Raw genomic sequence first — 14,592 nt, 5'->3', positions numbered from 1 at the left:
CCGATAACCCGACTGTCTACGATGGGCGGCATGCCGAACGTCCCCGCAACCTCCGCGCTCCCACGCCGCGACCAGATCCGCCGGGAGGCCGCGCGACTGTTCGCCGCCCGCGGCTTCCTCGGCGTGGGCGTGGACGAGATCGGCAAGGCCGTCGGGATCAGCGGCCCCGGGCTCTACCGCCACTTCGCCGGCAAGGACGCGATGCTCGCCGACCTGCTGATCGGCATCAGTGAGCGCCTGCTGGAGGAGGGGCGCCGTCGGGCGGGCGGCGGCGACGGTCCGGTCGCCGCACTGGACGCGCTGATCGGCGGCCACGTCGACTTCGCCCTGGACGACCGCGACCTGATCACCCTGCACGACCGCGAGCTGCTGAACCTCAAGGAGGAGGACCGCCGCACGGTCCGCCGACTCCAGCGCGGCTACGTCGAACTGTGGGTGGACGTGGTCCGGCAGGCCTACCCGCCGCTGGCCGACCCGACAGCCGAGCCGGTGGCGCGCGCCGCCGTGCACGCCGTCTTCGGCCTGATCAACTCGACCCCGCACAGCGTCGGCTCGAACCCCGGCCAGGGCGAGCGGTCCGGCCAGAGTGAGCGGTCCGGGCAGGGTGAGCGGTCCGGCCTGCAGCGCGACGGCATGGCCGCCCTGCTGCACACCCTCGCCCATGGCGCCTTCGCCGCCGCCGCGAATGCGGCCGCTGCGGGCGCGCAGCCTCCGGGCGCGACGTCCGCGACAGACTGACGCCTGCGGGTTGATGCCCGCGGGCAGCTGAGCCCGTCGGCGGGCGAGTCCGTCAGTGGCCGGGGCCGAGGTCGGTATTGTCCCGCCGGGCTTCGCGCTTCCCGCCGGGCTTCGCGCTTCCCGTCAGGCATCGCTCGCGTGCGCGCCCGCCCGGAGGCCTAGGCCGAAAGGACTGCGCGCGACGGCCCCCGGTCGCTGGGCGCCGGACGGGCGGTCGGCGACCCTGGATGCGGGGCGGTGGTCGACGCCGGCCGCGCGGATGTTCGATCGGGAATCTCCGCCGGCCGCAGGCTGTTGCCCAGTCCGCCGGACCGGACGATCCGGGCTGCCCCGGCCCGCCCCGAACCCACCCGGGCCGGAAACGCCGTGGCGGCCACTCGACGAAATGGTTAGCATCTCTAAATATGCCTGAGACTCACGGATCCACGGTGGAGCAATCCCCGAGCGGCCCACCGGCCCCCGGCTCGACGACCCCGGAGGTCCCGGTCGGCGAGCGCGCTGCCGGAGCGGACGTCGCCGACGGACGCACCGAGCCCGCCGGCTGGCTGCGCCGCCTCATCGGTTACAGCTGGCGGTCGCGTCGCAGCCTGCTGCTCGCCTTCGGTGCCTCGCTCCTCGGCATGGCCGTCACCGCGCTGGTGCCGCTGGTCACCAAGCTGATCATCGACGACGTCATCGTCGCCCACACCCGCTCGCTGGCTCCCTGGGCGGTGGTGCTGTTGCTGGCCGCCGTCGTGGTCTTCGGCTGCACCCAGGTCCGCCGCTACTACGGGGGCCAGCTCGCCCTCGACGTGCAGCACGACCTGCGCAGCGACCTGTTCCGGTCGCTCGGTCGGCTCGACGGCCACCGCCAGGACCGGCTGGACACCGGCCAGGTGGTCGGGCGCGCGACCTCCGACCTCCAACTGGTCAACGGGCTGCTCTCGATGGTGCCGATGATGACCGGCTACCTGCTGATGTTCGTCATGTCGCTGATCGTGATGCTCTGGCTGTCCCCGCCGCTCACCCTGGTCGCCCTGGTCATGGCGCCCGCGCTGTGGTGGGTCTCCGTGCTCAGTCGCAAGCGCCTGTTCCCCTCCACCTGGGCCGCCCAGCAGGAGGCGGCGGCCGTCGCGGGCGTGGTGGACGGTGCGATCGGCGGCGTCCGGGTGGTCAAGGGCTTCGGCCAGGAGGCGCAGGAGCTCGACAAGCTGGAGCGGGCGTCCCACAACCTGTTCGCCGCCCGGTTGCGGTCGATCCGGCTCAACGCCCGCTACAACCCGGCGATGCAGGCGATCCCGGCCCTCGCCCAGGTCGCCGTCCTGGCCTTCGGCGGTTGGCTGGCGGTCGACGGACAGGTCTCGCTCGGGACCTTCGTCGCCTTCTCGACGTACGTCGCGCAGATGACCGGCCCGGTCCGGATGCTGACCATGATCATCACGGTCGGCCAGCAGGCCCGGGCAGGCGTGGAGCGCGTCCTGCAGCTGATCGACGAGCGCCCGCTGGTCCAGGAACGCCCGGACGCGCTCACCCTGGACCTCACCGCCGACCTCGCTCCGGATCCGGCGCGCGACGGCACCCCGTCCGGCGACCCGTCCGATCCGCCGCACGGCACCACCCCGCACGGCACCACCCCGCACGGCACCACCCCGCAGGGCGACACCGCACGGCGCACCATCGTCGGCCCCCGGAGCCCCGAGGTCGCCCTGGAGTTCGACGAGGTCGAGTTCCGCTACGACCCCGAGCACCCCGCCCCCGTGCTGCACGGTCTCAGCCTGAAGCTGGCCCCCGGCGAGACCCTCGCCGTGGTCGGCGCCTCGGGTTCCGGCAAGTCGACGGTGGCCCAGCTGGTGCCCCGCTTCTACGACCCGGCCGCCGGTACCGTCCGCCTCTACGGCCACGACCTGCGCGACCTCACCCTGGACTCGGTCCGTGCGACGGTCGGCATCGTCCCGGAGGAGAGCTTCCTCTTCTCCGAGTCGGTCCGCACCAACATCGCCTACGGCCGCCCGGACGCCACGGACGAGCAGGTCGTCGCCGCCGCGCGCGCCGCCCAGGCCGACGAGTTCGTCCGCGCGCTCCCGGAGGGTTACGAGACCAAGGTCGGCGAGCAGGGCCTGACCCTCTCCGGCGGCCAGCGCCAGCGCATCGCCCTGGCCCGGGCGATCCTCACCGACCCCCGGATCCTGCTGCTGGACGACGCCACCTCGGCGGTGGACCCGCAGGTCGAGGCGGAGATCCACGACGCGCTGCGCTCGGTGATGGCGGGCCGCACCACGCTGCTGATCGCCCACCGCCGTTCGACCCTCCAGCTCGCCGACCGGATCGCCGTCCTGGACCACGGTCGGCTGCTGGACCTCGGTACGCACGAGGAACTCGAAGCCCGATGCCCCCGGTACCGGGCGCTGATCACCGACCCCGAGGCGGGTCGGTCGCAGGCCGCGGCACCCGCCGAGCACTCGGCCACCGAACAGCCGTCGGGCCGGCAGCCGTCGGCTCAGCAGCCGTCCGCCGAGCAACCGTCCGCTCCCGCCACCCCCGACCTCCCCACCCCCGCCCTGGCCAAGGCCGCCCGCACCGCCGAACCCGACCTGCTGGACAAGGTCGCCGCCCTCCCGCCCGCCTCCGACACCCCGGCCGTCCCCCGCGCCGAGGCCGAGGCCGGCGACCCCGACTTCACCCTGAGCCGCCTGCTGCGTCCCTTCCGCACGCCGCTGCTCATCGCCCTCCTACTGGTCTCCCTGGACGCGGCGGCCGGCCTCGTCCTGCCGGTGCTGATCCGGCACGGCATCGACGAGGGCGTCCGCAAGGGCCTGATGTCCGGCGTCGCGGTGGCCGCGCTCACCGCGCTGGTCGTTGTGCTGCTGGACTGGCTGGTGCAGGGTGCCGAGAACCGGGTCAGCGGCAGAACCGGCGAGCGCGTCCTCTACACGCTCCGGCTGAAGATCTTCGCCCACCTCAACCGGCTCGGCCTGGACTACTACGAGCGCGAGCTGACCGGCCGGATCATGACCCGGATGACCACGGACCTGGACTCGCTGACGTCCTTCCTGCAGACCGGCATGGTCACCGCGGTGGTCAGCCTGCTGACCTTCGCCGGGATCTTCGCCGCCCTGCTGATCATCGACGCCGGCCTGGCCCTGGTGGTCTTCGCGGTGCTGCCGCTGCTGGTGATCGCCACGCTGGTGTTCCGCAAGAAGTCCAAGGACCAGTACGAGCGCTCCCGCGACCTGATCAGCGCCGTCAACGCCGACCTCCAGGAGAACGTGGCCGGCATGCGCATCGTCCAGGCCTTCCGCCGTCTGGACACCAACACCGACCGTTTCGTCGCGCGCGGCATCGCCTACCGCGAGGCCCGGGTCCGCGCGCAGCTGTACATCTCGCTGTACTTCCCCTTCGTGCAGTTCCTCTCCAGCGTGGCCGCCGCGCTGGTGCTGATCGTCGGTGCCGCCCGGGTCGACGCCGGAACGCTGACGGTCGGCGCGCTGGTCGCGTACCTGCTCTACATCGACCTGTTCTTCGCACCGGTCAACCAGCTGTCCCAGGTCTTCGACGGCTACCAGCAGGCCTCGGTGGGCCTCGGCCGGATCCGCGAGCTGCTGCGCACCCCGACGACCACGGCCGAGGCGGCCGACCCGGTCCCGGTGTCCAAGGGGCTGCGCGGCGAGATCGACTTCGAGGGGGTCGGCTTCGCCTACAACGGCGGCGCGGACGGCGCCCCGAACGTGCTGTCCGGCGTGAACCTGCACATCCCGGCCGGGCAGACGGTGGCGCTGGTCGGCGAGACCGGCGCCGGGAAGTCGACGCTGGTGAAGCTGGTCGCCCGGTTCTACGACGCGACCGAGGGCACCGTCCGGGTGGACGGGGTCGACCTCACCCGCTACGACCTGGCGCAGTACCGTCACCGCCTGGGTGTGGTGCCGCAGGAGGCCTACCTGTTCGCGGGCACGGTCCGCGAGGCGATCGCGTACGGTCGACCGGGCGCCTCGGCCGACGAGGTGGAGGCGGCGGCCCGGGCGGTGGGCGCGCACGACATGATCGTCCGGCTCTCGGGCGGCTACGACCACGAGGTGGCCGGCCGTGGCCGCAACCTCTCGGCGGGGCAGCGCCAGTTGATCGCGCTGGCCCGGGCCGAACTGGTCGACCCGGACGTCCTGTTGCTCGACGAGGCCACCGCGGCTCTCGACCTGGCCACCGAAGCGGCGGTCAACCACGCCGCGGACCGGCTCAGCGGCGGTCGCACCACGCTGGTCATCGCCCACCGCCTGACCACCGCCGAGCGCGCCGACCGGGTGATCGTGCTGGATCACGGCCGGGTGGTCGAGGACGGCACCCACACCGAACTGCTCGCCCGGGGTGGCACGTACGCCCGGCTCTGGCAGGCGTTCATCGCGGACGGCCACCCGGCAGTCGAGACCGTCGCCGCCGGGTAGGCCCCCGGCCGCTCCCCGGACGGCGCTCTGTCCGGACGGCGCCCGGTCAGGGGAGCGGCTGGTTTGCGAGGGCCGTCGCGCGGGGCCCGTCAGGCGGTGATCAGCGAGGTCAGCAGCCCCGACGGGTCGATCCCGCGCGGCAGGTCGCTCACCTGTCCGTCCCCGACCTCGACCACCCGCCAGCCGGAGCCGTCGGCCCGGCTGGCGAGGTCGGTGGTGACGAAGCGGCAGCCGAGCCGCCGGACCAGCGCCCCGACCTCGGTGAGGTCGGGCTCGACGTTCTGGCGCGGGGCGTCCGGGTGCGGCCCGACCAGGATCGGTCGGCCGTCCAGCCACCACACCCGCGCCTCCACGGCCCGCCCGTCCGTACCCGGCCCGTCCCCCTTGCCGCCGTCGGAGCCGTCGGAGCCGTCGGAGTCGTCGGAACTGCCGGAACTGCCGGAACTGCCGGAGCTGCCGGAGCCCCCGGAGTCGGAGCCCCCAATGCCGTCGGTGCCCGCGGCGGCATCGGCGTTCCCCGCACTGCCGTCGGCGTGCTCGAACTCCTCGTACCGCCGCAGCACCACCCCGCCGGCCAGGAACTCGCCCTGCAGCTCGACGAACCGCCGCACCACCCGCCCGACGGCCGGAAGGTCGGCCAACTCCGGTACGTAGCAGGCCTCGTGCCACTCGTGCTTGCGGGACTTCACGTAGTCCTTGACGATCGCCGGGCCGCTCCCGCCGAGTCGGGCCACGGCCGCCGCCAGCTCCTGCGGCCCGGGCGCCACCGGCCCGTCCGACGGGATCCACGTACTCGCCGGCGTCGCTCCTTCGAACACGCCGTACCAGCCGGGCAGTTCATGCGCTGCCGCGTAACCGGGCGCGCTGGTCAGCAGGTTGCCGCCGCGGGCGGTGAGCGCGACGGCGAAGTCGGCGTACCGGGTGGAGGGGAGCATCCAACCCCGGTACCAGAGCGGGCCGCTGTCCCGTGGCACCCGTCGGACCGCCTCCGCGGCCTGGCCGGCGAGCAGCGCGTCGTGGTCGACCAGGTGGTGCTCGCCGCCCGACTCCCGCAGCAGCCTGGCCTCCCAGGCGAAGTGCGGATCGGGCCGACGCGGGTTGAGCGGATCGGCAGGGAAGATGATCGCGGGTACGGGCATGGCCGTCAGGGTACGGCGAGCGGGCGGGTCCCACGCCCGCGCCAGGCGGCTCGGAGCCCTCAAAGGCCGGACGGAGCGCGAATCCGCTCGACGTTCCAGGGGACCGCTGCGAGAGTGATCCGATGCGAAACCCGATGCGAAATCTGCTGCGCCCCCACAAGCGTGTGCCGCGGCAGGCCGCCCGCACGGTGGTCCTGGACGAGAACGGCTCGGTGTTCCTGCTCCGTTCGGACAACGACGAGGTCGGCGTCCACTGGACGATGCCGGGTGGCGGACTGGAGCCGGGCGAGTCCCCGTGGGAGGGTGCCCGGCGCGAGCTGTGGGAGGAGACCGGCTGGACGGACCTCGAACCCGGCCCGCTGCTCTGCACCTGGGAACACGACTTCACCTGGCACGGCACGCCGGTCCGCCAGCACGAGCACATCTACCTCACCGCCGGACCGCACCGCGGCCCGGTCGGCGACGTCAGCGAGGTGCACGCTGTCGACCGGATCCTCGACTGGCGCTGGTGGACCCGGGCCGACCTCGCCGACGAGAACGCCGACGCCCTGTGGCCGCCCCGGCTGCCGGAGCTGCTGGATGCCGTCCGCCGGGGCTGGGCCGTGGACGGAAACCCGCCGGTGCCCGTCGACCTCGGGTACATCCCGAACGCCCCGGCCGTCCGCTGACCGTCGACCGGTAGCCGCCGCCCGCCGCCCGGGCTCGCCGGTCGGGCCCGCCGAGCTCCCACGGCGGCCGGCCGTACCCGCGAGGAGCTGTCAGGAGCCGTCAGGCGATGTCAGGTCCGCCCGCGGCGTCGGCCCCGCGTGCCCGGACCGGGCTCCCAGCCGTGCAGTTCCAGCTCCCGGTCGTGCAGCGCGCTCGGGTTCATCAGGACCGTAAGCCGGGCGCCCGCGAGTTGCTCGAAGCCGAGACCGGTCGCGGCCAGCAGCTGCTCGGTCGACACCGAGACGGCGATGGCGGGGCGCCAGGAGGGCAGCACCACCAGGCTGGTGCCGCGCCCGACCCGGATCGGCTCGGCCACCACCCGGACCGGCGCCCGCTCCTCCGGCCGACCGACGGCCTCGGGCAGGCCGGGGTTCCCGCCGATCAGGATGCCGAGCGGCGGCTCGGCGTGCGGCGCCTCGGCGTGCGGGGCACTGCCGTCCAGGGGGACCGCGGTCGTGGCACCGGCCCCCGACACCACCTGATCCGCCACCGCGCCTGCCGCACCGCCGAGTTCGCCCGTCCATGCGGCGGCACCCGGGAGGCGCGCCCCGGCCGGGCCGGTCGCGGCCGTCTCCCGTGCGGCCGCCTCCTGCCCGTTCGATGTGGCCCGCGGGTGCATCCGGCGCAGTCGGCGCGAGGGCGAGGGCCGCAGGGACCCGAAGGTCCGCGGCTCCTCGCGCGCCGAACGCTGCGCCGGTACGGACAGGACGCCCTCCGACGTCGCGACGACCGACGGGAAGCGGACGAACCCGACCTCGACCTCGGCCTCTGGCCCGGTCCGGCCCCCGGTCCCGCCCTCCGACGGGGCCCCGACCTCGGCGACGCCTCCGGTCCCGGCCCCGGCTTCGGCCTCCTTACCGAGCAGCGCCCGTACCTCCGCGACCGGCCGACGGCACGCCGCTGCGAGCTCGGCGACCGAGCGCCCCTGGGCACGTGCGGCCCGCAGCCGTTCGGTGAACGCCTCCCGCAGGCGCGCCGCGGTCGGGTCGCCGTCCAGGACGGACGGATCCGGTGCGGAGACGGCCGCGGGGCGGACCTGCGCGTCCGCGTCGGCCCGACTGCGCGGCTGCGGCACCGAGTCGTGACGGGGTGCGGGGTTCCGACGGATCGCCCCGTCGGAGGAGCCGGTCCAGGCCGTGCCCGTCTCGACGGCGGTCGCGATCGAGCACATCGGGCCGGCCGCGGCGGCCGTCCCGGGTACGGCGGGCGGGGGTGCGGACCCGGCGCTGTCCCCGGGCGGGCCGGGCAGGGGCGGATCGGTTGCGGCGAGGTGGGGCGAGGTCATCGGCGGGCCCTTCGGGGGACGGTCCCGACGATCCTCCCGCACCGCGCGACCAGCTCCAAGCGTCTGACCCGGCGGTGTGCGCGAGAGCACCGCGCGATCACCGTGAGACCACCGCGAGACCACGCGAGGGCACCCGGAAGGACCCCCGCGAGGACCCCACCGAGGATCTCGCCGAGGACCCCGCGAGATCGTCACATCGCCGTCGGCCCACGGCCGTGGCACCACGTCTGCGCGCCTCGGCCCACGCCCCTCCCCGCCCGGCTGTGCCCGATCAACTGCCGCCCGCGACAAACCCCTTGAGGTCGGCGAGCACCGCGTTCGCCGCCATGACGCCGAGCCCGAGGAACCAGGTCTCGTCCGAAACCGGTCGGGCCTGACCGGACTTGACCGCTCCGAGGGTCTTCCAGAGCGCGCCGCCCAGCACCGCGTCCTGGTTGGTCGAGCTGGGGCTGCCGTACACGCCGTAGAAGATCCAGTCGGCGTCGGCCTTGTCGATCTGCTCCGGGCTCACCTCCACCGCGAGCTCCTTGACCTGCTCGATCGTGGGCTGCGGCAGTGGAACGTCGGTGAGGACGGTGCCGATGAAGGAGAGCTCGGCGTAGAGCCGGGTGCGGCCCGGCATGAAGCGCAGCGGTGTGATGGTGGGCCGCGTGCCGCCGAGCCGGGTGCCGATCGCGGTGGCCGCCGCCCGGTACGCGTCGAGCTGCGCCCGGGCCTCGGCCTCCAGGCCGAACGTGCTCGCGTTGAGCAGGAACCTGCGGCGGTCGGGGGTGCGGGGGGCGAGGGCCAGGTCGTCGGAGGAGGGGGCCACGCGACGCTCCTGCACGGATCGGAACAGGCAGATCGAATTTAGGTGAGGCTAACCTATCTCGACGTCGACCGTGCGCTACCGCCAGAGGGGCCGGAGGGGGGAGCCAGAAGGGGAAAAGTCATCGTAAGTGCATAAAATCACCAAGAGTTGGTCTATTCAACCTTCCGTGTCCGCACTTAGAGTGCGCTGGTGTTTGATCAGCAGCTCTCAGAGCACACGAGTAGCGGCCGGGCAATGGCGCCCGGCGCTCCGCAGGGTGCCCCGGTCAGTGGCATCAGTGGTGGAGTTCCCGAGCCGGGGACGGCTGGGGGAGCGGGGGACAAGGGTCTACGGGGCGGTTCCGTGGGCCTGCTGAGCAGTGTGGTGCTGGGCGTCTCGACGGTTGCCCCGGTCTACTGCCTGACCGCGACGCTCGGGCCGACCGTCACCGCCGTCGGTGTCCAGATGCCCGCGGTCTTCCTGGCCGGCTTCCTGCCGATGCTGCTCGTCGCGTTCGCCTACAAGGAGCTGAACAAGGACTTCCCGGACTGCGGAACGTCCTTCACGTGGACGGTCAAGGCCTTCGGTCCCCGGGTCGGCTGGATGGCCGGCTGGGGGCTGACCGTCGCGACGATCATCGTGCTCTCCAACCTGGCCGGGGTGGCGACCGAATTCCTCTACTTGATGCTCGGTGAGATGACCGGCAGCGGCTGGGTCGCCGGTCTCGACCAGAACAAGGCCGTCCACCTGCTCACCGTCGTGCTGCTGATAGCCGGTGCCACCGCGATGAGCTACCGGGGGATGACCGCGACCAAGTGGTTCCAGTACAGCCTGGTCGGACTCCAGCTGGCCGTGCTGCTGCTCTTCTCGGCGATCGCCATCGGCAAGGCCGTCGCCGGCGACCTGCCCCACTCGATCGGCTTCTCCTTCTCCTGGCTCGACCCGCTCCAGGTCGGCTCGTTCAGCGCGTTCACCGCCGGACTCTCGCTGTCGATCTTCATGTACTGGGGCTGGGACACCTGCCTCACCATGAACGAGGAGACCCTCGGAAGCGCCAAGACCCCCGGCCGCGCCGCGATGATCTCCATGGTCACCCTGGTCGGCTCGTACCTGCTGGTCGCGATCTCCGCCCAGATGTTCGCGGGCGTCGGCACCACCGGCACCGGTCTGGGCAACCCGGAGACCGCCGACAACGTCTTCGCCGCGCTGGCCCGCCCGGTGCTCGGCTCGCCGTGGAGCATCCTGCTCTTCCTGGCCGTGGTCGCCAGCGCAGCCGCCAGCCTGCAGACCACCTTCATCCCGGTGGCCCGGACCCTGCTCGCGATGAGCGCCTACCGCGCCGTGCCGCCGCGCTTCGGCGCCGTCCACCCGCGCTTCCGCACCCCCGGTTACGCCACCGTGGCGGCCGGCATCGCCACCGCCGTCTTCTACGTCGGCATGAGCCTGATCAGCGAGAACGTCGTCCAGGACACCATCCTGGCGCTCGGCCTGATGATCTGCTTCTACTACGCGCTGACCGCCTTCGCCTGCGTCTGGTACTTCCGCCGCTCGCTGCGCACCGGCCTGCGCGACCTGCTGCTCAAGGGCGTCGCCCCGCTCCTCGGCGGCCTGCTGCTGAGCGCGGTCTTCCTGCAGACCCTCACCGACGCCTGGGCCCCCGACTACGGCAGCGGAGCCGTCCTCGGCATCGGCTCGGTGTTCGTCATCGGCGTCGGCATCCTGCTGCTCGGCGCCCTGCTGATGACCTGCTACGGCCTGGTGCGGCCGGAGTTCTTCCGCGGCGAGACGCTGCGGAGGGAAACTCCAGCGCTGGTGGTGGAGGACTGACGCTACGCTTGGGCGCATGAAGCGCTTCGTGGGCCTGTGCTGGTGGCCGTCCTAGGACGGCCACCAGTACTCGCCTGACCAGGGCCGTCCGGGATGGACGGCCCTGTTGCGTTTCCCCGCTCTCCCGCGGGACGGGCCCCTCGCCCCGGACGGCCGCCACACCGCCGCACCGAGGAGAACCCGTGATCACCGAGACCGCCGCCGCCACTGCCACCACTGCTGCCGGGCCCGCCACTTCTGCCGGGCCCGCCGCTGCCGTCGCCGGGCCTGCCGCTGCCGTCGCCGCGCCTGCCCTGATCGACGACCCGACCGCCCACCGCGTCCTCACCGGGGACCGCCCCACCGGCCCGCTCCACCTCGGCCACTACTTCGGCACCCTGCGCAACCGCGTCCGACTGCAGGACCAGGGCGTCGAGATGTTCGTCGTGGTCGCCGACTACCAGGTCATCACCGACCGCGACCTCGCCGACCGGCTCGCCGAGCACACCGAGAACCTCGTCCTCGACTACCTCGCGGCCGGCCTCGACCCAGAGCGGGCCACGATCTTCGCGCACAGCGCCGTGCCCGCCCTCAACCAGCTGCTGCTGCCCTTCCTCAGCCTGGTCAGCGTCGCCGAACTGAACCGGAACCCCACCGTCAAGGACGAGATCGTCCACTCCCGCCAGTCCGCCGTCAGCGGGCTGATGTTCACCTACCCCGTCCACCAGGCCGCCGACATCCTCTTCTGCAAGGCCGACCTCGTCCCGGTCGGCCAGGACCAGCTGCCCCACCTCGAAGTCGCCCGCACCGTCGCCCGCCGCTTCAACGAGCGCTACCCGCACACCGACGGCAGCGCCGTCTTCCCCCGCCCGCAGGCCCTGCTCTCCGACGCCCCGATGCTGCTCGGCACCGACGGCGGAAAGATGAGCAAGAGCCGGGGCAACGCCGTCGCCCTGGGCGCCACCGAGGACGAGACCGCCCGGATCATCCGCGGCGCCAGGACCGACGCCGACCGCCGCATCGGCTACGACCCGGTCGACCGCCCCGAGGTGGCCAGCCTCGTCCTGCTCGCCGCGCTCTGCCAGGACCGTGCCCCCGAGGCCGTCGCCGAGGAGATCGGGGACGGCGGCGCCGCCGTGCTCAAGCGCGTCGTCACCGAATCCGTCAACGAGTACCTCCGCCCGCTGCGCGCCCGCCGCGCCGAACTCGCCGCCGACCGCGGCCACCTCCGGCAGGTCCTGCGCGACGGCGCCGAGCGCGCCAACGCCGTCGCCGACGCCACCCTGCGGGAGGTCCGGGAGGTGATGGGCGCCGTCATCTGAAGAGCCCTCACCCCGGCGGGCCCGCACGCCCAGGACCCCCGCGCCCGGACGCCGCCCTTCGGGCCCCGGCCCTCGGGCCCCGCCCATCGGCACCTTCCTCGGGTGCCACCCCTCAGACATCGGCCGGTCACCGCGGGGGCATATCGTCACCGGGCGGCCGCGACCACATCGCGGCCGCCCGCCCCCCCTGCTCCCGCGCCCGAAAGGCGGCCCGGCCCATGGACCAGCACCCGACCACACCCGGCCAGGGGCTGACCCGTCCGCCGCACCTGCGCCCCGGCGACCACATCGCCGTCGTCGCCACCAGCGGCCCGATCGAACCCGAACGCCTCACCGCCGGCTGCGCGATCCTCCGCTCCTGGGGGCTGCGCGTCACCGTCGCCCCGCACGTCCTCGACACCCACCCCGCCCTCGGCTACCTCGCCGGCACCGACGCCGACCGTGCCGCCGACCTCCAGAGCGCCTGGCTCGACCCCACCGTCGACGCCGTCATCTGCGCACGCGGCGGCTACGGGGTGCACCGGATGGTCGACCTGCTCGACTGGACGGCGATGCGTACCGCCGCACCCAAGCCCTTCATCGGCTTCAGTGACGTCAGCTCCCTGCACGAGGGCTTCGCCCGGCACCTGGGCCTCGCCACCCTCTACGGGCCCCTGGCCGCCGGCGCCTCCTTCATCTCCGACGGCCCGACCGCCGAGCACCTGCGCCGCACCCTCTTCGACCCCGCCGCCACCACGGTCCTCACCTCCGCGACCGCCGGCCCGCTCGTCCCCGGCCGCGCCCGCGGCGTCACCGCCGGAGGATGCGTCCACGTCCTCGCCGCCGAGCGCGGCACACCGGCCGCCCGACCCTCCTACGAGGGCAGCATCCTGGTCCTCGAAGACGTCAACGAGCACCCGTACCAGTTGGACCGCCTCCTCACCCAGTTCCTGCGCTCCGGCGCCCTCGACGGTGTGGCCGGCATCGCCCTCGGCTCCTGGGAGGGCTGCGGGCGGCCCGAGCGGGTCCGCGAGGTGATGCTCGACCGGCTCGGCGGACTCGGCATACCCGTGCTCTGGGAGCTGGGCTTCGGTCACTGCCCGTCCACCCTGACCGTCCCGCTGGGCGTCCCCGCCCTGCTCGACGCCGACGCCGGCACGCTCACCCTGGACGTACCCGCGCTGGACGTCCCAGCGCTGGACGTGCCCGCGCCGGCCGAGCGGGCGATCTGACCGCCGGGTCCTCGAAAGGCCCGGTCGTCGAAGGGCCGGTTCCTCGGGCTCCCGGTGAGTAAGGTGCGGCCATGAACGAGGACCGCCTCACCGCCCTAGCCCTCGGCTTCCTCCGCGGCCAAGGCAGCAACGCCCGCACGATCCTCGGACTTGCCGGCCCGCCCGGCGCCGGCAAGTCCACTCTGGCCCGCCACCTGGTCGCCGAGGTCGAGCGCGCCGAAGGACCGGGCACCGCCGCCTACGTCCCGCTCGACGGCTTCCACCTCTCCGGAGCCCAGCTCGACTGCCTCGGCCTCGCCCACCGCAAGGGCGCCCCGGCCACCTTCGACGCCCACGGCTACGTCGCCCTGCTGCGCCGCATCGCCGCCGACCGCTTCCAGGACATCTACGTCCCGGACTTCGACCGCACCTTGGACGAACCGGTCGCCGCCCGCCACGTGGTCCGCCCGCACACCCGCCTCGTCATCACCGAGGGCAACTACCTCGCGTCCGCCGACACCCCGTGGCCGGACGCCCGGCGACTGCTGCGCGAACTCTGGTACGTCCAGGCCGACGACGCCGTCCGCGAGGAGCGACTCCTCGGCCGCCACCGCGCCGGCGGCCGCGACGAGGCCACCGCCCGTCATTGGGTCACCGGCAACGACCACCCCAACGGCGAGTACGTGAAGCCCGGGCGGGCGCTCTGCACCCGGACCGTATCCGGGACGGGTTTGCCTCCGACGCCGGACAGGGGTAGTGTTCTCTAGTCGCTCGGCAGGGAGCACCGGACACGCATCGGCGCGGACGGTCCCGGGGCGGCCAATGCTCTGAAACACCACTTCCCAGGTTCGGGCTGGGTTGCGTTCGCATTTCTGCGTCGCGGCTTGGCGTGTATTTGGTGTGTCGTTTTATCGGATTGCGGCCGATTCGCTTTTCGGAGTACGGATCGGCTAGAGTTTGAAACGTCGGACAGGGCGTCAAGCCCCGAAAGACACCGACGAGTTGGATGAACGAAGCCCCGGAAACGGAGCGGAAAACATCTGATAAGCTGGAAACACGAAAGAACGAAGCCCGGAGGGTCCGCTGGAAGGCGGTCCGAAGGAAGCGTCCGTTCCTTGAGAACTCAACAGCGTGCCAAAAGTCAACGCCAGATATGTTGACATCCCCGGCCTCGGTCGTTTGATCGGGGTTGGAGATTCCTT

At 73.0% G+C, this 14,592-nt stretch carries 10 protein-coding genes; 7 read left to right on the top strand and 3 right to left on the bottom strand.

Going from position 1 to position 14,592, the window contains the following annotated elements:
- The first annotated feature begins 30 nt into the window (after positions 1-30).
- Both ABTY56_RS12660 and ABTY56_RS12655 read left to right on the top strand, forming a co-directional pair.
- Positions 31-738, top strand: coding sequence for a TetR/AcrR family transcriptional regulator (locus ABTY56_RS12660; protein ID WP_350628670.1), 708 nt, complete (start codon positions 31-33; stop codon positions 736-738).
- A gap of 404 nt (positions 739-1,142) precedes the next feature.
- On the top strand, positions 1,143-5,150 hold the full coding sequence (locus tag ABTY56_RS12655; RefSeq protein WP_350628669.1) for an ABC transporter ATP-binding protein: 4,008 nt from the start codon (positions 1,143-1,145) through the stop codon (positions 5,148-5,150).
- 89 nt (positions 5,151-5,239) lie between these two features.
- Here the strand turns inward: ABTY56_RS12655 and ABTY56_RS12650 are convergent, their stop codons facing one another.
- On the bottom strand, positions 5,240-6,289 hold the full coding sequence (locus tag ABTY56_RS12650) for an ATP-grasp domain-containing protein (RefSeq protein ID WP_350628668.1): 1,050 nt from the start codon (positions 6,287-6,289) through the stop codon (positions 5,240-5,242).
- A gap of 122 nt (positions 6,290-6,411) precedes the next feature.
- Here ABTY56_RS12650 and ABTY56_RS12645 point away from each other — a divergent pair, with 122 nt between their 5' ends.
- Positions 6,412-6,957 carry an NUDIX hydrolase gene (locus ABTY56_RS12645; protein ID WP_350628667.1) on the top strand — a complete coding sequence of 182 codons (546 nt, stop codon included), beginning with the start codon at positions 6,412-6,414 and terminating at the stop codon, positions 6,955-6,957.
- A gap of 110 nt (positions 6,958-7,067) precedes the next feature.
- On the opposite strand, the gene ABTY56_RS12640 is transcribed toward ABTY56_RS12645, so the two are convergent.
- Positions 7,068-8,282: a hypothetical protein gene (locus ABTY56_RS12640; protein WP_350628666.1), complete on the bottom strand. Its 1,215-nt coding sequence runs from the start codon at positions 8,280-8,282 to the stop codon at positions 7,068-7,070.
- Positions 8,283-8,553: 271 nt separating this feature from the next.
- On the bottom strand, positions 8,554-9,093 hold the full coding sequence (locus ABTY56_RS12635; RefSeq protein ID WP_350628664.1) for an ABC transporter substrate-binding protein: 540 nt from the start codon (positions 9,091-9,093) through the stop codon (positions 8,554-8,556).
- Positions 9,094-9,327: 234 nt separating this feature from the next.
- On the opposite strand from ABTY56_RS12635, the gene ABTY56_RS12630 reads away from it, so the two are divergent.
- The 4 genes from ABTY56_RS12630 to ABTY56_RS12615 all read left to right on the top strand — a co-directional run bounded on the left by ABTY56_RS12630 (position 9,328) and on the right by ABTY56_RS12615 (position 14,157).
- On the top strand, positions 9,328-10,899 hold the full coding sequence (locus ABTY56_RS12630) for an APC family permease (RefSeq protein WP_350628662.1): 1,572 nt from the start codon (positions 9,328-9,330) through the stop codon (positions 10,897-10,899).
- Between the two features lie 182 nt (positions 10,900-11,081).
- Complete coding sequence (gene trpS, locus ABTY56_RS12625) at positions 11,082-12,200, top strand: tryptophan--tRNA ligase (protein ID WP_502893093.1); 1,119 nt, start codon at positions 11,082-11,084, stop codon at positions 12,198-12,200.
- A 218-nt stretch (positions 12,201-12,418) separates the two neighbouring features.
- On the top strand, positions 12,419-13,411 hold the full coding sequence (locus tag ABTY56_RS12620) for a S66 peptidase family protein (protein WP_350628660.1): 993 nt from the start codon (positions 12,419-12,421) through the stop codon (positions 13,409-13,411).
- 71 nt (positions 13,412-13,482) lie between these two features.
- A complete protein-coding gene (locus ABTY56_RS12615; protein ID WP_350628658.1) occupies positions 13,483-14,157 on the top strand; it encodes a nucleoside/nucleotide kinase family protein in 675 nt (224 codons plus the stop codon).
- Positions 14,158-14,592: the final 435 nt, after the last annotated feature.

It is taken from the genome of Kitasatospora sp. NPDC097691 (assembly GCF_040302665.1).
Classification (GTDB): Bacteria; Actinomycetota; Actinomycetes; order Streptomycetales; family Streptomycetaceae; genus Kitasatospora.
This window is presented reverse-complemented; position numbering and strand designations above follow the sequence as displayed.

Bases quoted from the DNA above. Each gene is read 5' to 3' on its own strand.
- ABTY56_RS12660 (WP_350628670.1), top strand. From the start codon at position 31: ATGCCGAACGTCCCCGCAACCTCCGCGCTCCCACGCCGCGACCAGATC.
- ABTY56_RS12655 (WP_350628669.1), top strand. From the start codon at position 1,143: ATGCCTGAGACTCACGGATCCACGGTGGAGCAATCCCCGAGCGGCCCA.
- ABTY56_RS12650 (WP_350628668.1), bottom strand. From the start codon at position 6,289: ATGCCCGTACCCGCGATCATCTTCCCTGCCGATCCGCTCAACCCGCGT.
- ABTY56_RS12645 (WP_350628667.1), top strand. From the start codon at position 6,412: ATGCGAAACCCGATGCGAAATCTGCTGCGCCCCCACAAGCGTGTGCCG.
- ABTY56_RS12640 (WP_350628666.1), bottom strand. From the start codon at position 8,282: ATGACCTCGCCCCACCTCGCCGCAACCGATCCGCCCCTGCCCGGCCCG.
- ABTY56_RS12630 (WP_350628662.1), top strand. From the start codon at position 9,328: ATGGCGCCCGGCGCTCCGCAGGGTGCCCCGGTCAGTGGCATCAGTGGT.
- ABTY56_RS12620 (WP_350628660.1), top strand. From the start codon at position 12,419: ATGGACCAGCACCCGACCACACCCGGCCAGGGGCTGACCCGTCCGCCG.
- ABTY56_RS12615 (WP_350628658.1), top strand. From the start codon at position 13,483: ATGAACGAGGACCGCCTCACCGCCCTAGCCCTCGGCTTCCTCCGCGGC.